At 34.6% G+C, this 23,084-nt stretch carries 19 protein-coding genes and 1 tRNA gene; 5 read left to right on the top strand and 15 right to left on the bottom strand.

What is annotated here, in order from left to right; translation table 11 throughout:
- Positions 1-79: 79 nt before the first annotated feature.
- The 5 genes from accB to pdxA all read right to left on the bottom strand — a co-directional run bounded on the left by accB (position 80) and on the right by pdxA (position 3,655).
- Positions 80-568: an acetyl-CoA carboxylase biotin carboxyl carrier protein gene (gene accB, locus KWG70_RS03815; protein ID WP_230934669.1), complete on the bottom strand. Its 489-nt coding sequence runs from the start codon at positions 566-568 to the stop codon at positions 80-82.
- A 37-nt stretch (positions 569-605) separates the two neighbouring features.
- Positions 606-1,601: a beta-ketoacyl-ACP synthase III gene (locus tag KWG70_RS03810; protein WP_230934668.1), complete on the bottom strand. Its 996-nt coding sequence runs from the start codon at positions 1,599-1,601 to the stop codon at positions 606-608.
- 180 nt (positions 1,602-1,781) lie between these two features.
- Complete coding sequence (gene rpmF / locus KWG70_RS03805; protein WP_040279531.1) at positions 1,782-1,985, bottom strand: 50S ribosomal protein L32; 204 nt, start codon at positions 1,983-1,985, stop codon at positions 1,782-1,784.
- A gap of 8 nt (positions 1,986-1,993) precedes the next feature.
- Positions 1,994-2,536, bottom strand: a complete 543-nt coding sequence (locus KWG70_RS03800) for a YceD family protein (RefSeq protein ID WP_230935017.1) — start codon at positions 2,534-2,536, stop codon at positions 1,994-1,996.
- Positions 2,537-2,608: 72 nt separating this feature from the next.
- A complete protein-coding gene (pdxA, locus tag KWG70_RS03795) occupies positions 2,609-3,655 on the bottom strand; it encodes a 4-hydroxythreonine-4-phosphate dehydrogenase PdxA (protein WP_230934667.1) in 1,047 nt (348 codons plus the stop codon).
- A gap of 60 nt (positions 3,656-3,715) precedes the next feature.
- On the opposite strand from pdxA, the gene KWG70_RS03790 reads away from it, so the two are divergent.
- A complete protein-coding gene (locus tag KWG70_RS03790) occupies positions 3,716-4,306 on the top strand; it encodes a riboflavin synthase (protein ID WP_230934666.1) in 591 nt (196 codons plus the stop codon).
- Here the strand turns inward: KWG70_RS03790 and KWG70_RS03785 are convergent, their stop codons facing one another.
- The 7 genes from KWG70_RS03785 to KWG70_RS03755 all read right to left on the bottom strand — a co-directional run bounded on the left by KWG70_RS03785 (position 4,307) and on the right by KWG70_RS03755 (position 15,723).
- Positions 4,307-4,507: a hypothetical protein gene (locus KWG70_RS03785; protein ID WP_230934665.1), complete on the bottom strand. Its 201-nt coding sequence runs from the start codon at positions 4,505-4,507 to the stop codon at positions 4,307-4,309.
- 253 nt (positions 4,508-4,760) lie between these two features.
- Positions 4,761-5,510, bottom strand: a complete 750-nt coding sequence (locus KWG70_RS03780; RefSeq protein ID WP_230934664.1) for a LytR/AlgR family response regulator transcription factor — start codon at positions 5,508-5,510, stop codon at positions 4,761-4,763.
- A gap of 2 nt (positions 5,511-5,512) precedes the next feature.
- Positions 5,513-8,539, bottom strand: coding sequence for a ligand-binding sensor domain-containing protein (locus KWG70_RS03775; RefSeq protein ID WP_230934663.1), 3,027 nt, complete (start codon positions 8,537-8,539; stop codon positions 5,513-5,515).
- A gap of 149 nt (positions 8,540-8,688) precedes the next feature.
- Positions 8,689-9,432: a hypothetical protein gene (locus tag KWG70_RS03770; protein WP_230934662.1), complete on the bottom strand. Its 744-nt coding sequence runs from the start codon at positions 9,430-9,432 to the stop codon at positions 8,689-8,691.
- A gap of 186 nt (positions 9,433-9,618) precedes the next feature.
- Positions 9,619-13,092: a thiamine pyrophosphate-dependent enzyme gene (locus KWG70_RS03765; RefSeq protein ID WP_230934661.1), complete on the bottom strand. Its 3,474-nt coding sequence runs from the start codon at positions 13,090-13,092 to the stop codon at positions 9,619-9,621.
- A gap of 63 nt (positions 13,093-13,155) precedes the next feature.
- Complete coding sequence (locus KWG70_RS03760) at positions 13,156-13,710, bottom strand: OsmC family protein (protein ID WP_230934660.1); 555 nt, start codon at positions 13,708-13,710, stop codon at positions 13,156-13,158.
- A gap of 174 nt (positions 13,711-13,884) precedes the next feature.
- The gene (locus tag KWG70_RS03755) at positions 13,885-15,723 is read right to left on the bottom strand and encodes a sigma 54-interacting transcriptional regulator (RefSeq protein ID WP_230934659.1); all 1,839 of its coding nucleotides are present in this window, start codon (positions 15,721-15,723) and stop codon (positions 13,885-13,887) included.
- Between the two features lie 113 nt (positions 15,724-15,836).
- Here KWG70_RS03755 and KWG70_RS03750 point away from each other — a divergent pair, with 113 nt between their 5' ends.
- Complete coding sequence (locus tag KWG70_RS03750) at positions 15,837-17,873, top strand: adenylate/guanylate cyclase domain-containing protein (protein ID WP_230934658.1); 2,037 nt, start codon at positions 15,837-15,839, stop codon at positions 17,871-17,873.
- 256 nt (positions 17,874-18,129) lie between these two features.
- On the opposite strand, the gene KWG70_RS03745 is transcribed toward KWG70_RS03750, so the two are convergent.
- Positions 18,130-18,203: transfer RNA gene (locus tag KWG70_RS03745), tRNA-Ile, on the bottom strand.
- 60 nt (positions 18,204-18,263) lie between these two features.
- A complete protein-coding gene (gene mce, locus KWG70_RS03740; protein ID WP_230934657.1) occupies positions 18,264-18,665 on the bottom strand; it encodes a methylmalonyl-CoA epimerase in 402 nt (133 codons plus the stop codon).
- 123 nt (positions 18,666-18,788) lie between these two features.
- Here mce and rbfA point away from each other — a divergent pair, with 123 nt between their 5' ends.
- Together rbfA and KWG70_RS03730 are read left to right on the top strand one after the other, a co-directional pair.
- On the top strand, positions 18,789-19,184 hold the full coding sequence (gene rbfA, locus KWG70_RS03735; protein WP_230934656.1) for a 30S ribosome-binding factor RbfA: 396 nt from the start codon (positions 18,789-18,791) through the stop codon (positions 19,182-19,184).
- A 39-nt stretch (positions 19,185-19,223) separates the two neighbouring features.
- Entirely contained in the window at positions 19,224-20,426 is a 1,203-nt protein-coding gene (locus KWG70_RS03730; RefSeq protein WP_230934655.1) for an FtsX-like permease family protein, read from the top strand.
- 4 nt (positions 20,427-20,430) lie between these two features.
- Here the strand turns inward: KWG70_RS03730 and dusB are convergent, their stop codons facing one another.
- Complete coding sequence (dusB, locus tag KWG70_RS03725) at positions 20,431-21,423, bottom strand: tRNA dihydrouridine synthase DusB (protein ID WP_230934654.1); 993 nt, start codon at positions 21,421-21,423, stop codon at positions 20,431-20,433.
- Positions 21,424-21,549: 126 nt separating this feature from the next.
- Here dusB and KWG70_RS03720 point away from each other — a divergent pair, with 126 nt between their 5' ends.
- A complete protein-coding gene (locus KWG70_RS03720; RefSeq protein WP_230934653.1) occupies positions 21,550-23,076 on the top strand; it encodes a serine hydrolase domain-containing protein in 1,527 nt (508 codons plus the stop codon).
- Positions 23,077-23,084 lie beyond the last annotated feature (8 nt).

Here is a 23,084-nt window from a genome sequence, read left to right as displayed (position 1 = left end):
ATTTCAAATTCCAAGTACAAAACCAAACATTAGGTTTTGGGTCTCATGACATGAGATGTGAATTGGAATTTTTAAACGGTTATGATGGATCTACCAAGAATAATGGTTGATCAAACTCTACTGGAGAAGAATCATCTACTAAAATCTTAACGATTTTTCCTGATACTTCAGATTCGATTTCGTTGAATAATTTCATCGCTTCAATGACACATAATACATCACCTTCACCAATAGTGCTACCTACTTCAACAAACACAGGTTTGTCTGGAGATGGCTTACGATAAAATGTACCTATAATTGGTGACTTAACTGTTATATATTTCGAATCGTCTGATGCTGGTTCAGCTGCAGGAGCGGCTGGTGCAGCAGGAGCGGCTGGTGCTGCTGCAGGTATAGCTTGCGCTACAGGTTGGCTCACTGGTATTTGTTGAACATAAGTGGTTGAGTCCCCTTTGTCATCAGCACCTGTTTTGATGGTGATCTTAACATCATCCATTTCTAATTTAACCTCACTTGCTCCTGATTTGGCTACAAATTTGATTAAGTTTTGAATTTCCTTAATATCCATAATTATTAGTCTTTTTAATTAGTTAGTTAAAAGTCGGTTAAGAATTATAAGCCCATTTTAAATAAATTGAGCCCCAAGTAAATCCGCCACCAAAGGCTGCGAATATAATTTTATCGTCTTTTTTTAATTGCGATTCGTAATCGTGTAATAGCAATGGTAATGTTGCCGAAGTTGTATTTCCATATTTATGGATATTCATCATCACCTTTGCTGGGTCTAGAGACACTCTATTTGCTGTAGCCTCTATAATTCTCTTATTAGCTTGGTGTGCTGCAAGCCATGAGATATCGTCATTAGTTAAATTGTTTCTTTCTAAAATACGCTCTGTGACATCTGCCATATTAAATACGGCGTTTTTAAATACCGTTTTTCCTTCTTGGAACACAAAATGCTTTCCTTCAGCGATTGCTTCAGGTGTAGACGGATAAGAAGAGCCTCCATATTGTGCATGTAGAAACTCACGCCCTTCTCCATTACTTCTCAATAGCTCGTCTTGTAGACCAAGTCCTTCATGATTAGGTTCAAATAACACAGCTCCAGCGCCATCTCCAAAGATGATACAAGTAGCTCTGTCTTTATAATTAATCATTGAAGAGTTCTTATCTGCTCCAATGAGCAGTACATTCTTATATTTTCCAGATTCTATGTAACGTGCAGCAACAGACATTCCGAAAAGAAAGCTAGAGCACGCTGCTTCTAAATCGAAAGAAAAGGCATTAGTTGCTCCTATATTAGTTGCAGTAAAAGCTGCGGTTGAGGCAGCTTTCATATCTGGAGTTGCAGTGGCAACGATAACAAGTTCTATATCTTTTGGGTCAATTCCCTTTTTGTCAATTAGGTCTTGAGCGGCTTTAATGGCTAAATAGGAAGTTCCTTTACCATCTTCTTTAAGAATTCTACGTTCCTTTATACCTGTTCGAGTGGTAATCCACTCATCATTTGTATCGACCATGGTTTCTAAAATCTGATTGGTCAATTTATATTCAGGTAAATAAGCGCCTACTCCTGTAATTGCAGCTGTGATTTTACTCATACTAAATTTTTAAAAAATCGTCCTAAAAAGACAAAAATCGTCAAAAAACGGTAAAATTTTAATGAATTTACTAAATTTTGAACGAATATGACGCAAAATAAGTCGTTTTTAAGACTTAGAGAAATTAAACATAAAAAAAACGCTCAAGTATGAGCGTTTTATTATATGCATGCATAATACTTATGCTAAGTTTTCTTCTTTTTCAGAGTTGTCAATCAATACTTGACCTCTGTAATATAACTTTCCTTCGTGCCAATGAGCTCTATGGTAAAGGTGTGCTTCTCCTGTTGTAGGACAAGTAGCTATAGTAGGAACAGATGCTTTATAATGTGTTCTTCTTTTATCCCTTCTTGTTTTAGAAATCTTTCTTTTAGGATGTGCCATTTTATATGTTATTTATCCGTTAATAGTTTTTTTAATGTATTCCAACGAGGATCAATGTCCTCTGATGTCTCTTCTTTATCGTCTAAGCCTTTCGGACTTAATTCTTCTAGTTTTTTAAGTATTTCTGAATCTAATGTACCATCTTCAACTCCTGGATGAATTCGTTTTGCTGGCATCGACAATATGATTAATTCATATATGTACTGTGCAACATTGATTTCATATTCTCCATGAGGTATGATTAGTATGTCTTCAAATTCATCATTATAATCGTCACCAAACTTGACTACCAATTTAAATTTACCTTCAACACTTTGGTCATAAGGTTCATTTGTAAGGTCGCAATTGACATTTACAATGCCTGAAATTTCAAAATGTAACTCCAACAAGGTCGTCTTTTTTTCAAACAACAACTCTGTTTTTACATTTACATCATTAAAATCATCATACTCAAAATGTTCAAAGAACTTTTTATCAATCTGATAATCAAAATGGTGCTTTCCAACCTTGAGACCAATAAATGGTATCGTAAATTCCTTTAAGGGCTTCATCATCGCATTCATTTTGAGCCTGCAAATATATAAATTTTAATTAATTAAACAGCGCTTATCAACAAAAAATGTTTATATCTTTTTTGGTGCCTTTTTTAGAGGGTTTTTTGAGTATTCATTATACTCTTTTCTATTCTTAAAAACTTCTATTGCAGTAAATACAGCTTCTTTAAATGAACCATTGTCTGCTTTTCCTGTTCCGGCAATTTCAAAAGCAGTTCCATGATCTGGAGACGTTCTTACTCTATTAAGTCCTGCTGTATAATTTACACCATGTCCGAAAGCAATAGTTTTAAATGGTATTAGTCCTTGATCATGATATGATGCAACAATGGCGTCAAAGTTTTTATAATTTCCAGACCCAAAGAAGCTATCGGCAGAATAAGGGCCATATACCATCTTACCTTTTTCTTTAATGTCCTGCAATGTTGGTCGTAACACCTTGTCATCTTCTTCTCCAATAACACCGTTGTCTCCTGCATGTGGATTGATTCCCAAGACCGCAATTCTCGGTTTACTGATTCTAAAATCTTGTTTTAGTGACATGTAAACTGTATTAATTTTTTCATTAATGAGTTCGGCAGTGATATGATTAGGAACATCTTTTACTGGAACATGATCGGTAAGTAATCCTACTTTTAATGTGTTTGTCACCATGAACATCAAACTTTTTCCTCCCAATTTTTCAGCAAGATAATTAGTATGACCAGGGAATTTGAAGTCATCAGACTGAATATTATGTTTATGTATAGGAGCTGTAACTAATACATCTATAGCTTCATTTTTTAAAGCAGCTGTAGCTGCTTCGAGCGATTTCACCGAATATTCACCAATTTTAACATCTTCTTCTCCAAAATTAATAGTGACATTCTCTTTCCAAACATTCAATACGTTAATCTTTCCATGAATAATTTGGTCTGTATGATTGATTGCGTGAAAATTGATGCTGCTTTTAAAATGCTTTTTAAAAAAAGACATCGTTTTTATAGAGGCAAAAATTACTGGTGTGCAAAACTCCAACATGCGATTGTCTTCAAAAGTTTTGATGATAATTTCAGATCCTATTCCATTAAGATCACCAATTGAAATTCCTAGTTTTATTTTTTTATCTTTTTCCATTAAGATGTTATCTATAGTCCGTAATTTTACAATTGCAAATTTAACCAATTATTCGACACTATGTTTACAGGAATTATCGAAGATCTTGGCGTTGTGACCAATCTTAAAAAAGAACAAGATAATCTTCACTTAACCATACAAAGCAATATCACTTCAGAATTGAAAATAGACCAAAGTGTTGCTCATAATGGTATTTGCCTTACTGTAGTAGCTGTTTTGGGTGACAATTACACCGTTACAGCCATAAAGGAAACTATTGATAAGACAAATATAGGTGACCTACAGGTTGGAGATATTGTAAACTTAGAACGCGCTATGAAATTAGGGGACCGATTGGACGGGCACATCGTTCAAGGTCATGTTGACCAAATTGGGACCTGTGAGCGCATAAAAGAGGAAAATGGCAGCTGGTTCTTTACATTTAGTTACGATCAAAGCTCTGGAAATGTAACCATAGAAAAAGGATCTGCTACTGTTAATGGTGTTAGTTTAACTGTAGTGAATTCAGAAAAAAACAAGTTTAGTGTCGCTATTATTCCGTACACATATGAGCATACCAATTTCAAGAATTTACATGTTGGTTCTAAAATTAATTTAGAGTTTGATGTCTTAGGGAAATATATACAAAAGCTCTACGAGGCCAGGCTATAACTACTTTCTAGAATTTTTAATAGTCATTTTAATACCAAAGAAAGCTCCTAGAATTACGGCTATTGTGGTGAAACCATCAATAGGTAAACCTGGAGGCGGTGGTGGCATAGGAGGAGGTGGGTTACCACCTTGGGCTACACATACAAAACTTATTAATACAAATAAGATCGAGGCAAAGATTTTCTTGTTTTGTATTCTCATTATGGCGTAAATGTATAAAAAAAAAGGTCTCAACAAAATAAAATAGCAAAAAAACATCCATAAAATGCAAAAAAAATCGACGAAAAGCACGTTTTTCGACGTTTGCGTTAAATTTATATTAAAATCAAATATATGCTTTTTTATCATAATCGAGACAAAATCTGCATGTTTTTAATTTTAAATAATTGTTACCATGTGTTTTACGCTCTTACTTACGACATTTTAAAAGTATCAGTTTTATAATATTTCTTTCTTATCGATGCATTTGATCTAAGATCTCAATAACTTTGGCTTTTTTTCTAACAGAAACCGGAACATTTTCTCCATTTTTTAGCATCAAATAACCACCATCCGTTTTTATAAATGCACTTATACATTGAAGATTTACTAAGTGGCTTTGATGAATTCTTAAAAACCCATAAGGTTTTAGCATATCTGCAAAGTACTTTAATGTTTTAGTTACAAAAATCTTTCGGCTATCCTGAAGATGAAACATGGTGTTATTACTATCAGATTCACAACGCACAATATCATCTAAGTTGACTATTATAATCTTATCTAAAGTATGTAATGAAATCTTATCGGGTTTCTTTTCTGGTGCTGATAATGTTTCTTTTAAAATGTTTAAACGCTCTTTACTTGGTTGAATTTGTTGTTTTGCGCGTTCGATAGCTTGCGCTAACTCTTCATGAGCATAAGGTTTTAGCACATAATCTATAGCTGCAAATTTGAATGCTTTAATCGCAAATTCATCACTAGCTGTAACAAAAATGATCTTTGATTTTAGTTCTGGAAAAATCTCCAGGACATCAAATCCAGTTCCGTCTCCTAACATAATATCAAGAAATAAAATATCTGGTTGTGTTTTCCTTAGCACTTTTGCTGCCTCCACTACACTTTGAGCTGTGTCTATAATTTTTATATCGGGATGCTGACTTTCAATGTCTCTTTTTAATAGAGCCATAGCATCTTTCATATCTTCTACAATAATTGCTGTTAACATATTTAGTAATCGGTTTCTAACGGAATTTTAAATACAATGGTCGTGCCACCAATACTTCCGTCACTGTTTTTTATTTCTGAAACCTCTAAAGCGTTTTTACCTGAAATAGATTCTAATCGTTCTCTTGTTACTTTAAGCGCCATAGATTGATGATCGGTTTTAGACTTTTGTTGTTGAGAACTATAGATTCCAATACCATTATCTGTAATGCTCACCTTTAAAAGGTCATCAGTGGTATCAAACTGAATTTTTAACTCCCCTTCTCTAGGGCCTTTCAAAATCCCATGACGAATTGCATTTTCTACAAAAGGCTGAATAAGCATAGGAGGAACTAAAATTTCTTCAGGATCTAAATCAGTATTTAATACAATGTCGTATTCAAATTGTTTTTCGGCCATTAGGCGTTCCACTTCAACATAATGACGTAACGTGTTAATTTCCTGATCTAAACTTATCGTATCCTTTCTAGAATTCACTAGAGTTTCTCTAAGCAATGTCGCAAAACTATTTACAGTCTCATTCATTTTTTCTGGCTTTGTTGGAGCCATAGCTTTAATGCCATTAAGCACGTTAAAAATAAAATGCGGATTCATTTGTAAACGCAATGCCTTTTGTTCTAAGGTTAACAGGTGGTTTTCTAGTTCTAAACGTTCTTTTTCCTTAGTCGTTTTTCGTTTAATACGCTTAATATATTGATATGCTATCGCTATAAGTCCTAAAATGGCGAGACCTATAATCGTCCACTGAAACCATCCTTTTTTATACAATGGGCTTTCGATATAAAAAGAAAACCGAAGTGGTTCACTTTCTTTCCAACGATGATTTCTAGACTGAACGAGAAAATCGTGTGCTCCAAAATTTAGTTCAGAAAAATCCTGAGTCTCTTTAGATGACCAAGGGCTCCAATCGTTGTCATTTAATTTGTAGCGATATTCGACACCGTTTGGATGGTCAATATCAACCGTTTTAAATGAAAAGCTCACTTGTTTTTGATCGGGTTTCAGTTTTAAAACCTTGTCAGTGTTTGTCCAAGACGATAATTGAATAGAATCTACACTACGATAAGCCACTTTAACGTCTTCTAAAAAAAGGTTTGGCTTTTTGGTTTCTCGGTCACTTTCGGCTGGTCTATATTCGGTGAGACCATATAATGCGCCAAACCATAAATGACCATTATTATCTTTATCCACAGCATTCAAACATGTTTCAATACCTAAGAACCCGTCATTTCTTCCAAAGAAAAAGACATCTTTGATCTCATTATCTTTATCTAACTCTAATTTATCAACACCACGCTCTGTTCCTGCCCAAAGGTAGCCTTGATCATCAAAAATAAGCTGGTATATGTTTTCTGAAGATCCCTTTTTTGCTCCTTTTAGTTTCTTAAATGTGCTGAAGTTTTCATCGTTAGACCACCAAATACCCTTTCCTGCAGTGCCTAAAAACAAGGTGTTATTTTGAAACAATATGCTATTGATTGGTGTTTGAAGATCTAGAACTGAGCCCAAATGCGTTATCTTATTATTAAGCAAATAACCTAATTGACCATTTCGTGTAGCGTACCAAAGGCGATTAGCATTATCTTTAACCATATCTCTAATGTAGAGATCTTCAATACCGTCTTGAGTAGCAAACGTTTTATGTATGATTAAACTATCTAATTTGGGATTGTAGTTAAACTTTACAATTCCGCTTGAATAGGTTGCAGCATAAATGGCGTCTTTATCAATGTGTATTTTCCGAATCCAATCATCAAAAGGAAATCCGTTTTCTGTGCTTATCACTTTTGAAACCTCAACAGTTTTGGGAATCCTCTTTTTGCTTCGCTTTAATGTATCTATTACAATAGAATCTAGAGTTACTTTTCCATGAAACAATATACCTCTTCCTTCAGAACCTGCCCAAATATTTTCGCTTTGATCACTTGTTATCGTTTTAATTTTAACTTCGGAAAACGCTTCAGGAATTTCAATATTATGAATCCCAAAGTTGTCAATTCTCATTAATCCCTTTTCGGAGGTTGAAATCCATATCGCATTATTACTGTGATGCACTGCATAGACACGGTTTCCATTGAGGCCTGTTTCCGTGCTAAAATGCTTGAAGTTGTTTTGGAAGTATTTGTACAATCCACCACCAGATGTTGCAATCCAGATATTAGATTGTCTATCCTGAAGTGCTTGTTTTACATTAGGTACCGAAAGCCCATTAACACCATCGAGTGTAAATAACTCGGCATTTGTCGTTGCATCGATCACAGAAATACCATCATTATCTGTTGCAATCCAAAGTTCATTATTGTTTAAAATAGACGTGTGATTAATACGTAAGGGTTCTCGGATTAAAACAGCATCGTCAAAATTTTGTGACTCAAACACTAAGGTACCATCATTAAATGTTGATGCAAAAATCTTATGGTCAAAACCTACCAAAGCTGAAAAATCATTACGTTCTATTTTTTCAACAAATGATGCGTTATTGCTAAGCTCGTTAAATTGCCAAAGTCCATCTTGAGTGGCAATCCAATAATAGTCATCAAAAAAGATCATATCCTTGACTTGGATTGTGTCGATTTCGGGATGAATCTCTATTTTTTCTACTACTGTATTTTTTTTAATCTGATATAGTCCTTGATGTGTTAATAGAAACAACTCTCCGTTAAGTTCGCAAATTTTGTTGACCTCAGGTGTTTCTATATTAATAAATGTGTGTTTTTTCTTTATGCTAAGTCCGCGTTTTGTGCCTATATATAACCTGTTATTTTTTGTGTTTAATGTGTTGATGTAATTTGATGATAATCCGTTTGTTTCATTAAACACTTTAAAACTATTACCATCAAAGCGAGCCAAACCGCCACCTTGTGTGCCCAACCATAAATAGCCTTTGTCATCTTGAGTCATGGCGTATACTTGAGACTGCGGTAAACCATCTTCTAATGTAAAAGCACGCAGTTGTTTATTTTGAGCATAACAAGCAAGTGTTATTCCAAAAAAAAGAACAAAGAATTTATATGTTATTTTTAATTTCAATTCTGGTTTTATGATTTCAATGCAACTTACAATTTTGAACGGAGTTTTTGCACTTGAAGTATGCACATTTTTTTTAAACGGCTAAAAGCGCTGTACTCTAAAAAGATATACAGCGCTAAAAACATGAATCACAACATCAACTAATTTTATTATTCATTATCAAGTTCACAAGAGAACGCATAGTTTGCTTTTTGAAGTTTTACTTTTTCTAGAGCTACTAGTGTAGACGTTTGCATTAATTTATTGTCTTTGAATACGACATAGGATTTACTATCTGTCGTGTCACAGCTTTCACCTTCATTGCTGCATAAGGTAATTACGTCTGTACCATATTTGTTGTCTTGCTTGTCAATAATGCTTACCAATTCATGGTTTAATGTTTCAGACTTTACAAAGATCTTATCGATCTCAACGCCATTTCTTACGGCTCTTAGTTGAAAACGCTTATAGCCTTTATAGTCTACACCTGCTTCGCCAAATACAAATTTAATTTCAGGGTTCATTTGGCTTACCATTGTTTTTTGTGAGATGAGTCCTCCCCAGATCCATCCAACTTGAGGTCCCATTTTAATTTTATAAAATCTACTCGTTACGCCATTAATCGTTTGTGCATTTTCGCTTTTTGCTAGTAATCTTACTCGTGTGCCAATATTAACGGTTGTTAATTTTTCGCAGTGTACCGAAGCACAATCTCTTAAAGCGACATCGTCACCTAATAAATATTGTGTGGCATTAGCTGCAGAATTGGTATAGACATCAAATTCTACTTCTTTGGTTTGACCGTAAATATCTGAAGCAATAAATAGCATGGCTAAAATCATTACGGCTTGAAAGAGTTTAGATACTCTTGTTTGTGTTTTGTTTTCGGTTTGGGTGTTCTTTAAAGTTTTCATAGTATTCTGTTTTATGGGTTTATACTTGTTTGATACTTCAAAGATATGTGGACATTAAAGTGAAATTTGGGTGCTTCTAGAATTCGTTAAGGATGGTTTAGAATTCGTTTGTGAAATAGGGTTTAGGCATAAAAAAAGACCTTAGTAAATACTAAAGTCTTATATAAAATTGGTAAATACTATTAATTATTTCCTGTAAACCAACTGCTGTCCTATTTTAGCTTTTTGCAGCAACTGGTCTCTATGAATAGGTTTGTTATTAGCCAATATCAAATACCTATCAAATCGTTGATCCACTTGTTTTTGAATGTATCTCATCATATGATCGAATTGATCTTGATCTTGGTCGAAGAGTTTTGAAAAACGTCCTTCTAATTTTAAATAGTCTTGAATTCTTATACTTGGACAATCAGAATCTAATTGCATCGCATTCAAATTATTTTCTTCTCGCCTAGGATCGTTTCTATACAGCAACCATTGCCCAGAATTCACTGCTGCTTTATGATACTGGCTCGGGTTTTTCATATCAATACCATGCGATTTGCTATGTGTATACGCTATAATAATTGAAGGACCATCATAGTTTTCGGCCTCAATAAAAGCGCGCAAGGTTTGTTCTTGGTTAGCGCCAATAGCCACTGATGCCACATACACATCTCCATAGGTCATGGCCATTAAGCCCAAATCTTTCTTTTGTTTTGATTTTCCGTTATATCCAAATTTTGCAGTAGCTCCAAATGGTGTGGACTTAGACATTTGTCCGCCTGTATTTGAATACACTTCATTGTCTAAAATTAAGATGTTTACATTTTTGCCAGACGCTATAACATGGTCTAAGCCTCCAAAACCAATATCATAAGCCCAACCATCTCCTCCAACACACCAGACGCTTTTCTTAATCAAGCTATCAGCAATTTTCAAAAGCGCTTCTGCTTCATTTAAATCCATTGTTTTTAGAATAGCTTTTAGTTCTTTAACACGTTTTCGTTGCTGAATAATCTCTATTTCCGAATGTTGCTTCGCAGATATGATATCATGTACCAAATCAAAATCTATGGTGTTCATCATGCTTTTAAGCAATCGCTTGGCTTCGGCTTCTTGTTGATCTATTGACAATCTAAATCCCAGCCCAAATTCGGCATTGTCCTCAAATAAAGAGTTGGACCAGGCAGGACCTTTCCCTTGAAGATTTTTAGACCAAGGTGTTGTTGGCAGAGCGCCTCCAAAAATTGAGCTAGCTCCTGTAGCATTGGCGACCAACAAGCGATCTCCAAATAATTGAGATAACAATTTTAAGTAAGGTGATTCACCACAGCCATCATCACCAGTAGCATATTTAAATAATGGTTCTTGTAATTGTTGCTGGCTCACTTTAGTCATGTCAATTTTTGTTCGACTCCATTCTGGAAGGGCATCAAAATAATTCCAATTGTCATTTGTCTTGTTAGTGTTGTCTACTAGTTTGAGCGCATTAACGTCACAGGCATCAACACAGTTATTACATGCATTGCATTGACTACTGTTGACCTGAATGCTGAAATTCTTTTCCTTGAATTCTTTTGAAACAATCGATTCAAAGTCTGATGGTGCTTTTTCTAATTCTGAACCACTAAAGACTTTTATACGAAGTGCTCCTAAAGGGCAAGCCATACTGCAAGCTCCACATTGGATACAAGCGCTTGAGTCCCATTGTGCTATCATTTCAGAGCATCTATTGGGATTATATTGAGATGTATTAGTTTGAAACGTGCCATCAACAGGAAGATCACTAACAAAAATTGTTTTATTGTTGTCTTGAAATAACTTATCTAAAAGCATTGGTGAAAACGCTTTGTTATTATCTGTTTTAATTGGGTGAAAATTCGTTTGAATTGACGTATCTACCTCAACAATTTGTGTGCTCAGTTCTGCTAAAGCACTAGAATATACAAAGCCATTATTTAGAAACAAGAAGCAAGCATCAAATGTTGAAATTTTTGATGATCCTAGATTAAAATTTGATTTTATGTTTTTGAGATCTACGGTATATAGCGCAACCTCTTTTTTTATAATAATTTCTTGAGTGTTTGCTGAAAGTGATTGCCAAAATGCTTGAGACGATAGTGAAGAATTAACCAGTAAGGTTCCTTGTAGTTTAATCTGTTGTAATACATTGTCTTTTTCAGTGAAGTATACATTTTGGCAAGCAATAAAATCGGCATTAGAAATTAAATATGGTGCTTTTATTGGTTTTGAATCAATACGTAAATGATTGACTTGTCGTGATTGTGATTTTTTATAGTCAAGCTCAGTATAGGATTGAACGTAATTCATTTTTTTTCTACCAATAATGTGAGATAAGCTTGTGTACTCGTTGTCTTCAATAGTTGGTTTTTCAGTATAAAACACAGCTTGAAAACTACCTGCTTCTAACTCGAACTCCTTATCCACAGGCAAGCTCAAATGAGTTATATCGTCTAGGATTCCAACTGTAAAATTATCTTGTGACTGTTCGCTTTTTAAATTATTATAAACCGCATTGACCATGGCAGGTGTAAACTCTTTTGACGACAACCCATAACGTCCTCCAATAATTTTAGGTAATTCGGCTAAGCTGTTGTTTTGATACGCTTCAAAAACCGATTGACAAACATCTAAATACAAAGGCTCTCCAGATGCTCCTGGTTCTTTTGTTCGATCTAAAACAGCAATTGATTTGCATGTTAATGGTAATGCTTCTACAAGGTGTTTTGTACTAAAGGGTCTAAATAATCGCACTTTAATAAGTCCGTATTTTTCGCCTTTATTATTTAATTGTTTAATTGTTTCTTCAACTGTTTCTGTTGATGAAGCTATGGTTATAATAACCTGTTCTGCATTTGGATGACCTACATAATCAAAAAGTTGATAGTGTCTTCCTGTAAGATTCGCAAATTCGTTCATTTTATCTTGAACAATTTCTGGACACACATTGTAATAACTATTTGTAGCTTCTCTGCTTTGAAAAAACACATCGGAACCTTGAGATGTTCCTCTCAAAACGGGATTATTAGGGTTTAAGGCTCTGTCCCGATGTGCATCAATCTGATTTGAATCTATAAGTTTTGAAATCACCTCATCAGAGATTATTTCAATTTTAGATGTTTCGTGAGACGTTCTGAAACCATCAAAAAAGTGTACAAATGGCACTCGAGATGCTAATGTCGCTGCTTGAGAAATTAGAGCAAAATCATGCGCTTCCTGAACAGATGCTGCACCAAGCATGGCATAACCCGAGCTCCTTACGGCCATGATATCACTGTGATCTCCAAAAATGGACAAGGCATGTGTTGCAATACTTCGCGTTGCTACATGAATCACATTTGGCGTTAACTCGCCAGCAATCTTATACATGTTTGGTAACATGAGTAATAAACCTTGTGATGCTGTAAAAGTTGTGCATAGAGATCCTGTTTGAAGTGCTCCATGCATAGCGCCTGCAACACCAGCTTCACTTTGCATTTCAAAAACTGATGGAAGCGTTCCAAAATTATTTGTTTGATCTGTTGCATGCCACTCTTCAACCAATTCGGCCATTTCAGAAGATGGTGTAATTGGATAGATTGGAAATACCTCATTGGTTCTATAAGCAATATGGGCTACAGCTTGATTTGCATTAATAATTTGATGTTGTGATTTCATTGCTTGAGTTGAGCTAAGAAAAAAGGCTACTCTTAATTTAGTAGCCTTTTTCAAAATTAATAGTTACTCCTTAACAATTTCAATTGAAATTGGAGTAGGGTTGCTAATCATATCAAAGACAGGTGAGAATTTTGCAAATTTCTCTAAGTCTTGAACCGAGGCATCAGATTTTACTTTTAAAGTGAACTTGATCCCATCAAATCCCATACGTACTTCTGGATCTAAACCTAAAAACCCTTGTAAGTCTGCATTACCTTCTAAAGATGATGAAGCACTATCAATATTAACACCGTTAGCAGCTGCATGATAAACCATCGCACCAGTTAAGCAAGAACCCAAAGAATGCAGTAATACTTCTGGAGGAGTTGCTGCTTCATCTTTTCCTAATAATACATTAGGATGGCTACACTCCATCGTAAACGTGTCTTCTCTAGAAGTGTCTTCTGCACCAACACCATAAAAGCCCTTAATACTTGATACGCAATGTCCTCCATCTATCCAATTGTTTTTGGCTCTGAATTGGAACTTTGCTAATTCTGGATTTGTTTGAACTGCTCCAATAGTGTCTACTAATTGGTCTACATTTACTCCGTTTTTAATGTTTGCTGTTGTAATCATTGTTTTAAATTTTATTTGTTAAACATTTTATTTGACCAATCTAAAGCCAATGGTATGCCAAACAATATAAAATACTGATAATCAATGTGTTAAAATGGTTTCAAGAATAATTATACGAAACGAAAACTCGTATATTAACGATATTTCGTTATTAAATTAACGAAATATCGTTAATTATACAGGTCGCTCTATGCCTAAAGCTTTGATTTTGGAAGCTAATGTAGTTGCAGGCAATTGAAGACGTTCGGCCGCACCATTTTTTCCTGAAATTTTCCAGCGCGATTGCTTAAGCGCTTTTAGAATATTTTCTTTTTCGAGAGCAAGTAGCTCTTTAGCTGTATAGATTTTATCTTGTTGTTCTTGTGAGAGCTCTTCATCAGAGTCCTTATCTGGTATGATATCCTTGAGTTTAATAGCACCATCTTTAGATACAATAATAGCACGTTCTATCAAGTTTTGAAGCTCCCGAACATTTCCTGGCCAGTGATAAGATGTCAACACTGATTTATCAGTTTCCGACAAATCAACTAATGGTTTATTCATTTTCTTCGAAAAACCTTTAATCATTTCATCAGCGATCAAGCACACGTCTTTCCCCCTATCTCTTAATGCTGGAACTTCAATTGGAAATACATTAAGTCGGTAATACAGATCTTCCCTAAACTTACCATCGGCTACATGCTGTAATAAATCTCTATGAGTCGCTGCGATAATACGAACATCAACTTTAATAGTTTCGGAACTTCCTACAGGGTCAAATTCTCCTTCTTGTATAACACGTAATAATTTGGGTTGTAGATCGATTGGCATTTCTCCAATTTCATCTAAAAAGATTGTCCCTTTATCAGCTAATAAAAAACGCCCTTTTCTATCTGCTGTTGCACCCGTAAACGCTCCTTTTTTATGACCAAATAATTCACTTTCAATGAGGTTAGCTGGTATCGCACCACAATTAATTCGTACCAATGGCATGTCTTTTCTGTCGCTGGCTTCGTGAATAGCTCTAGAGACTAATTCTTTTCCTGTTCCCGTTTCTCCATTTATTAAAACAGTAGCATTGGTAGGAGCAACATGCTTTATAAGACTTAAAACGTTTTGCATTTTTACATCTTCAGCAACAATTCCATAATCATTAGTAAGCTCTTTAATTTCTTCTTTAAGATACTGTGTTTGCTTGGTTAAAAAATTAATCTGATCTTCAGCTTCAATACGCTCTTCTATGTTTCTAAGAATAAGCGTATAAAACGTTTCTGTTTCATTTCCAAATTTACTAATAGTGCCTTCATTTAGAGTTTCGGTTTCATTAGACCCTATAACCTTAACCATATTTGGAATAAAACTATTAATTGTTTTGGTCGTATTCTTTTCGGCTTCATTAACTAGCGATTTAATCACCTCAGCACTTTCTTCATCAAAAAAGTAGAGTATGTTACGCTGTAATGCATCATCATTTTCTAACAACTTATTCGCGGATGGGTTTGTAAGCACAATTCTAAAATTATGATCAAACATAATAATAGCATCCATCGCGCCTTGTATGAGCCCGTTCGTTTTAGAACTCGCCAATTCGAGTTCTAATTTAGATGTCGAGAGTCGTTCTTGAATGGTGTCTAATTCTCTATGACGCTTAATCATAACTGCTAAAATGCCTTGAGCTAATCCACTGTCGGCGCTCATGAGGTTTAAAAAATCTTCACGTTCAATCTTAAGCACTTTTGTTCGCTCTACAGCGGTCACTGATGCCGACCGTTTCTTATTATCAATTAAAGCATACTCCCCAAAACACTCACCTTCTGTAAGGGTGTCATATTGATGCTCTTTATCATGAACTTTAACTTCACCATTGATAATGACATACATAGAATCGCCTATAGTGTCTTTAGCTATAATCGTATCATTTTTTCGAAAAGATTCCTCAGATGAATTCACAATTAAGTTCTCAAGAGATTGTTTTGATACCTCTGAGAAGAATGACACTTTGGATAAAAATTCAACTAAATTATGATTAGGCATTAAGTGATAAATTTCTAGTTAAAGATATTAATTATTATTTCAGAATTAGTAAACAATTTCATCTCAAAACATTTTTAATTAACTTAGTAGCTCCTAACATAATTAATCCAAAAATGTCACAGCAAAGGCTTTTAGCTGCAATAATGTTTACAGATATTGAAGACTACACGGCTTTAATGCAGCGTGATGAAAAAGAAGCGCTTAATATTAGAAATAGACATCGGAGTACATTTGAGGTAACTACCGAGGCGTTTAATGGTAAGATTATTCAATATTTTGGAGATGGTACATTAAGTATTTTCACGAGTAGTGTAGAGGCGGTTAAATGCGCTATAGAGTTACAACGATCTTTTCTTGAAGGCACCAAAATACCTGTTAGAATTGGGATTCATGTTGGTGACATTGTCTATACTGATGAAGATATCATAGGGGACGCCGTTAATGTTGCCTCACGTATTGAATCTTGCGCTGTTTCTGGAAGTGTATTGATTTCTGATAAGGTTCATGATCAAATCAGAAGTCATCAAGACATTAAAGCACAGTTTTTAGATGCCTATGAGTTAAAAAATGTTGATGGTGCCATGCCTATATTTGCTATTGCGAATGATGGTTTAATTGTACCAAAACCAGAAGAGGTTAAAGGCAAACTAAAAGACGCTTCGAACACCAAAGACATCTCAAACTCTAAAACCAAATGGTTTGTGATTGCAATGCTAGTTTTAGCACTTACCATAGCTGGTATATTTACAGTTCAGCATTTTAACACACAACACACAACACCTAATGAGCTTTCAATAGCAGTCTTGCCTTTTGAAAATCTTAGCTCTGAAGACGATGCCGAAATTTTTAGAGATGGTATTACAGAAGATATCCTGACACAATTATCTAAAATTAAAGACTTGCATGTGATTTCTCGAACGTCGGTAATGCAGTATAAAAACACTAAAAAAACAATTCCTGAAATAGCTAAAGAATTAGGCGTGTCTTACATTTTAGAAGGCAGTATTCGCAAATACGGAAACGACATTAGAATAGCAGCCCAACTTATCGACGCCGTCACTGATGAGCATTTATGGGCAGAGAACTATGATAAAACACTAACCAATATATTTAGCTTACAAACAGAAGTATCTGAAGAGATTGTTGATGCACTAGAAATTAATCTGTCCTTTGAAGAAGAGCAAGGATTAGCTATTGTTCCTACACAAAACATAGAGGCTTATAAATTGTTTATAGAAGGGAGAAATGAAGCAGATAAACGAAATGAAGAAAGCTTAGCTAAGAGTATTCTATTATATAAAGAAGCCATAGCTTTAGACCCAAAATATGCCTTAGCTTATGCTGAAATTGCCAACTCAATATATCTAGAAACCTATTACTCTGGAAGAGATCCTGTTGAAGCATCTAAGCTAGCAAATGAGTATTTAGATAAGGCAGAAAAAATAAACGATAAGGTCTCAAGAATATATTCTGTAAAGGGACTTATCAATAATATTGAAGGTCGTCATGAGGCTGCAGAAAATGCGTTTAAAAAAGCGATACAACTATCACCAAATGATCTAACAGCAAGACATCAATATTCTACGTTTTTCTATTATACTGGTCAATATAAAAAGCAATTAGAACAAGCTGAAATTGCCTATCGTTTAGACCCCTTATCATTTCCAACAGCTAATAGTTATTTTAATGCCTTATCGGCAAACTACGAATACGAAAGAGCTGAAGCAATAATGGATAAGATTCAAAATAGAGATGATGATAGCAATCAATTTGTCATCAATAGATCTTATTTTAGATTGTTTATGGATCAAAAAAAATACAAAAAGGCAATTCCTTATCTCGAAGAGATTGTAAAAACAGAAAACGTATTTAACCGTTTTTTAGGGTATTGTTACGTTAAAACCGGAGACACTCTTAAGGCTTATAGTACTATAGACTCTATTCATAAAATTGGACACCCTAGGGAAAAGAGCCAACAACTTGCTGTAGTTTATGCTGCCTTAAAAAACACCGATAGTGTTTTATTTCATTTAGATACCTTACGGAATAAACAAACACGAACGCTAAAAAGAGAGCATGATGAGTTTTTTGATTATTTAAAAGAAGATGAACGCTTTCAGGCCATCTTAAGGTCTCATGGAATAGAATAAATAGAAACTTTATTGATTATTATGAAAACCTACATACAATGTGTTAAAACTAAGTGGTTTTTTAGGGTATTCTCGTAACAGCCTGTTTTATATATAAGTCTAAAATTTTAAAGTGTTATGGTGATCCTAATAATTTTAGTAGAAGTTACTCTAATAGGTCTGTATTTGCGATTTATTAAAACCCCTTCATAAATAAAAGTATCTTAAAGAGATAGGATACAAAACAAAAAACCCTTCAAATGAAGGGTTTTAAGTGTGGTCCCACTTGGGCTCGAACCAAGGACCACCTGATTATGAGTCAGGTGCTCTAACCAACTGAGCTATGGGACCAATAAGGCTGCAATATTACTACATATTTTCAAAGACTGCAAGAAATTTATGCCAATATTATTAGTCAATATCCTGACATAATTCAATGAGAACGCCATTTGTAGCTTTTGGATGCAAAAAGGCGATCAATTTATTATCGGCACCTTTCTTAGGTTTCTCATGTATCATTTTAAACCCTTCGTCTTTTAAACGTTCAATTTCCTTTTCAATATCTTTTACCGCAAAGGCAATATGATGAATGCCTTCACCTTTTTTTTCAATGAATTTTGCTATTGGACTGTCTGCATTTGTTGCTTGCAATAACTCAATTTTATTTGGTCCTGCCTTAAAAAAAGAGGTCATAACGCCTTCACTCTCTACTGCTTCAATTTTATAATGCTTTTTTCCAAAGAGTTTAGCAAACAACGTATTAGACGCTTCAAGGTCTTTTACAGCAATACCAATATGTTCAATTTTCTTCATGTAAACGTATTTTGGTTTCCGTTTAAACGGAAATCTTATGATAAGGTATGAATTTTGCTATCAAAAATAAGATAATCCTTAAATATCATCTACTTTTGCAGATGATTACTTATTATAGTAACTATGGAAGAAACACAAAGACAGAAAAAAATAGGAGGCATCCTCCAACAAGATTTAGCCGAAGTATTACAAAAAGCAGCTACCGATGGTGGTTTACGAGGTGTGATTATTTCGGTAAGTAAGGTGAGCGTCACAACCGATTTATCAATCGCTAAAGTGTACCTCAGCATTTTCCCAAATAAAGAGGCCGACGAATTACTTAAAGGAATACGCTCAAACACACCCTTAATACGTCACGAATTGGCGCAGCGTACCAAAAATCAATTACGTCGTATGCCAAATTTAGAATTCTTTATCGACGACTCTTTAGAATACATTGAAGGCATAGAACGTTCTCTTAAAAGAGAAGATGATCCCATCAAGGATCAGGATCAGTTAGAAAAACGTAAGAAAAAATAGTTCTATCTTAACATTGATTTTCCTTTCGCAACTAAGAGCATGAACGTCTCATTATACATAGCAAAGCGGTATCTGTTTTCTAAAAGCAGCAATAATTCTATAAATATTATGACTATTATTGCGGCTTCAGGAACTGTCATTGCCTCTGCTGCCTTGTTTATTGTGCTTTCTGGTTTTGCTGGATTAAAAACCTTCAGCTTAGAGTTTTCATCGTTTGTGGATCCAGATTTAAAAGTAGTGCCTTCTGAAAGGAAATCATTTACACTTTCTGAAAAGGATGTTCTTGCTATACAATCTATAGATGGTATTCAAGGTTACTCAAAAATTATTGAAGAACGGGTAATCTTAGAGTTTGATAACAAACATCAAATCGTAACCTTAAAAGGTGTTGATGAGAATTTCACTAAAATTACAGCTATAGACTCTAGGATCTACTACGGAAATTGGCTCGAACGTGGTACCGACCAAATTGTATCTGGAGGTGGTGTATCACGAAAGTTATCGTATGGTACTTTAGACTTAACGCGACATCAAAAAATATATGTGCCTAAACCCGGAAAAGGACAAATCACTTCGGTTAAAGGTGCATTTACAACCGTTAAAGCCTATAATGTTGGAATATTAGATATCAATGAAGAACTGAATAATGAATACATTTTTTCTAATATTGAAACAGCTAGATATTTGCTCAACTATGATGATAACCAAGTGTCTTCACTAGAGTTTAAATTGACTACAGACGCCGACCAAACAGAAGTCGCCACTGCCTTAAAAACAGCCTTAGGAAATACTATAGAAGTTAAAGATAGAGCGCAACTTAATGATGCGCTTTATAAGATGCTCAACACCGAAAATGTGGCTGTATATCTCATTTTTACTTTGGTAATCATTATTGCATTATTTAATGTGATTGGTGCATTGATTATGATGATCTTGGATAAAAAAGAATCGATAAACACTCTATTTAACCTTGGTACAACTACAAAAGACATTAGGCGTATTTTCTTTTTACAAGGTAGTTTAATGACTATTCTAGCGGGAACTATTGGGCTCGTTTTAGGGTTTATTATTGTATTTCTACAAAAGCAATTTGCACTCATTATGTTAACGCCATCACTTCCTTATCCTGTAGAGTTAAAGGTTGTCAACTTTGTGGTTGTGATTCTAACGATTGTCGTTTTGGGTCTTTTAGCCTCAAAGCTCGCTTCACAACGTATTACAAAAAACTTAGTAAAAGGATAGTTTTCTAAACAAATTGATGGTTAGCAAATTTATCTAAAACCTCATCAAAAGCAGCAAATACATCTTTTGAGTCATCACTAGTCACCATTTTCATTCGGTATTCTTTAAAGTTTGGAATGCCTTTAAAGTAATTCGTATAATGTCGTCTAGTTTCAAAAACTCCAAGTTTTTCACCTTTCCAATCAATAGACATTTGCAAGTGTCGTCTCGCTGCTTCAACGCGTTCGGCCATTGATATAGGCGGTAAATGCTCTCCAGTTTCAAAAAAGTGCTTTACTTGTTTAAAAAACCAAGGGTTTCCAATTGTTGCACGACCAATCATACAGCCATCTAAACCAAAACTATCGCGCATAAGTGCCGCTTTTTCTGGAGAGTCAACGTCGCCATTTCCAAAAACAGGAATATGCATTCTCGGATTGTTCTTCACTTGGGCAATAGGCTTCCAATCGGCTTCACCTTTATACATTTGTGCACGTGTTCTTCCGTGTATAGAAATCGCTTTGCAACCAACATCCTGAAGTCGTTCTGCTACCTCAACAATCTTTATAGAATCATGATCCCAGCCTAAACGTGTTTTTACAGTTACAGGTAGACTGGTTCGCTTAACCATTTCGGCAGTTAAGCTTTCCATCATGCAAATATCTTTTAAGATTCCTGCACCTGCACCTTTACTGACTACTTTTTTAACTGGACATCCAAAATTGATATCAATAATATCAGGATTAGACTTCTCTACAATATCGATGGTCTGAAGCATACTATCCATGTTAGCTCCAAAAATTTGAATACCAACCGGACGTTCTTTTTCATAGATATCAAGTTTCATGACACTTTTAGCAGCATCGCGAATTAAGCCTTCGCTAGAGATGAATTCAGTATAAACCACATCGGCGCCTTGTTCTTTGCACAACGCACGAAAAGGAGGATCACTCACATCTTCCATTGGCGCTAGAAGCAATGGGAAATCTGGAAGTTCTATGTTACCTATTTTTACCAAAATCGTTTTATTTTGCGCAAAATTAATGCTTTTTAAACAAACCTACTATTCACTTAATAATTGTTGTATTTTTATGCATTAGCCTTTCAGTTTTTAAAAATCATACATTCATAAAAAGATATAATAATGACTAGATTACAAAAAATTACCACGCTATTTGTTTTACTTAGTTATAGCCTTTATTCTCAAGATAATCAACCCCAATTTATTGAAGATAGTTTAGAATCATATATTAAAACAGAACAAAAGTTATGGCAAATTCCAGGAGTTGCTGTTGCAATTATTAAAGACGGAAAAGTTGTTAAAACTATAGTAAATGGCGTTAAAGATATTGAGTCAAATACACCTTTAGATGAAAACTCTTTGTTTATGATTGGAAGTAATTCTAAAGCATTTACTTCAATTTTAATGGCCACTTTAGCGGAGGAAAAACTATTTTCTTTAAAAGATCCTGTCAAGAAATGGTTGCCGTACTTTAAATTAAAAGACCCATGGTTAACAGAAAAAGTTAATGTTTTAGATATCCTCTCCCATCGTGTGGGTTTTGAAACCTTTCAAGGTGATTTTTTAAATTTCGACAATGAATTATCTTCTGAAGACATTATAAAAAAATTCGCCTTAATAGAGCCTACTTATGACTATAGAGAAACTTGGGGTTACTTTAATACAGGGTATACAATTGCTGGTGAAATTATCAAAGCTTCATCAAACAAAACATGGGCTGAACAATTGAGAACAAAAATATTTACTCCTCTCGAAATGAATAACACCCTTGCGCTTTCCGAAGAAATTAAGTTGGCTACCAATACAACATTAGCACATACACTTGTAGATGGAAAGTTAAAAATTATTCCATATGGAGACATCGATGCAACTGCTCCAGCTGGCAGTATTTCTTCATCTATTGCCGATATGAGTAAGTGGGTAATTGCACTTTTAAATAATGGAGTATATAATGAAACCCAAGTCATCCCTCAAAAAGCAATTGCGCAAACTATATACCCAAGAAGTATTCAAGGGAATAGTTGGCACCCATTTCATAAAAGTCATTTTTCATTATATGGATTGGGTTGGGATTTGCAGGACTATGAAGGTCATAAATTAATCATGCATACTGGAGGAATTCATGGTTATGTCACCTCTGTGACCAACGTTCCTGAAAAAAATATTGGGATAGTTATTTTGACAAACACCGATCAGAATTATTTTTTTGAAGCACTTAAATGGGATATTCTAGACGCCTACTTAGATTTACCTAGAAACAATTATAGCAAATTATATAGAAGCTTTTATGAAAGGGGAAAAAATAGAGAAAAAGCAGAAAAAGATTTACGCTTAAAGGAAGTCGCTGAAAATAATAAGACTTCGGTGTCTCTTGACCGTTTTGAAGGCTCTTATAAAAACGAAGTTTATGGGATGTTAACCATTAAAAAAGGAGGAGAAGATCAATTGCGAATCGATTTCGAACATCATAAAGACCTCAATGTTAAATTAATGCATTTAAAAAACAATGAGTTTTATGCGGTTTTTAATAACCCGTTATATGGCGAATCCGTTTTTCCTTTTGTAATTGAAGACAATAACGTGATTAAATTTACTTTAAAACTACATCCAAGCGTAGAAAGAACAACCTATGATTTTTATAAAGAATAGTGCATTAA

The sequence above is a fragment of the Psychroserpens luteolus genome, assembly GCF_021032705.1.
Lineage (GTDB): Bacteria > Bacteroidota > Bacteroidia > Flavobacteriales > Flavobacteriaceae > Psychroserpens > Psychroserpens luteolus.
The sequence above is the reverse complement of the archived record's forward strand: the minus strand, read 5'-3'. Positions and strand labels throughout refer to the sequence as shown.

Coding starts and splice junctions, on each gene's coding strand:
- accB (WP_230934669.1), bottom strand. CDS start 568: ATGGATATTAAGGAAATTCAAAACTTAATCAAATTTGTAGCCAAATCA.
- KWG70_RS03810 (WP_230934668.1), bottom strand. CDS start 1,601: ATGAGTAAAATCACAGCTGCAATTACAGGAGTAGGCGCTTATTTACCT.
- rpmF (WP_040279531.1), bottom strand. CDS start 1,985: ATGGCACATCCTAAAAGAAAGATTTCTAAAACAAGAAGGGATAAAAGA.
- KWG70_RS03800 (WP_230935017.1), bottom strand. CDS start 2,536: ATGAAGCCCTTAAAGGAATTTACGATACCATTTATTGGTCTCAAGGTT.
- pdxA (WP_230934667.1), bottom strand. CDS start 3,655: ATGGAAAAAGATAAAAAAATAAAACTAGGAATTTCAATTGGTGATCTT.
- KWG70_RS03790 (WP_230934666.1), top strand. CDS start 3,716: ATGTTTACAGGAATTATCGAAGATCTTGGCGTTGTGACCAATCTTAAA.
- KWG70_RS03785 (WP_230934665.1), bottom strand. CDS start 4,507: ATGAGAATACAAAACAAGAAAATCTTTGCCTCGATCTTATTTGTATTA.
- KWG70_RS03780 (WP_230934664.1), bottom strand. CDS start 5,510: ATGTTAACAGCAATTATTGTAGAAGATATGAAAGATGCTATGGCTCTA.
- KWG70_RS03770 (WP_230934662.1), bottom strand. CDS start 9,432: ATGAAAACTTTAAAGAACACCCAAACCGAAAACAAAACACAAACAAGA.
- KWG70_RS03765 (WP_230934661.1), bottom strand. CDS start 13,092: ATGAAATCACAACATCAAATTATTAATGCAAATCAAGCTGTAGCCCAT.
- KWG70_RS03760 (WP_230934660.1), bottom strand. CDS start 13,710: ATGATTACAACAGCAAACATTAAAAACGGAGTAAATGTAGACCAATTA.
- KWG70_RS03755 (WP_230934659.1), bottom strand. CDS start 15,723: ATGCCTAATCATAATTTAGTTGAATTTTTATCCAAAGTGTCATTCTTC.
- KWG70_RS03750 (WP_230934658.1), top strand. CDS start 15,837: ATGTCACAGCAAAGGCTTTTAGCTGCAATAATGTTTACAGATATTGAA.
- mce (WP_230934657.1), bottom strand. CDS start 18,665: ATGAAGAAAATTGAACATATTGGTATTGCTGTAAAAGACCTTGAAGCG.
- rbfA (WP_230934656.1), top strand. CDS start 18,789: ATGGAAGAAACACAAAGACAGAAAAAAATAGGAGGCATCCTCCAACAA.
- KWG70_RS03730 (WP_230934655.1), top strand. CDS start 19,224: ATGAACGTCTCATTATACATAGCAAAGCGGTATCTGTTTTCTAAAAGC.
- KWG70_RS03720 (WP_230934653.1), top strand. CDS start 21,550: ATGACTAGATTACAAAAAATTACCACGCTATTTGTTTTACTTAGTTAT.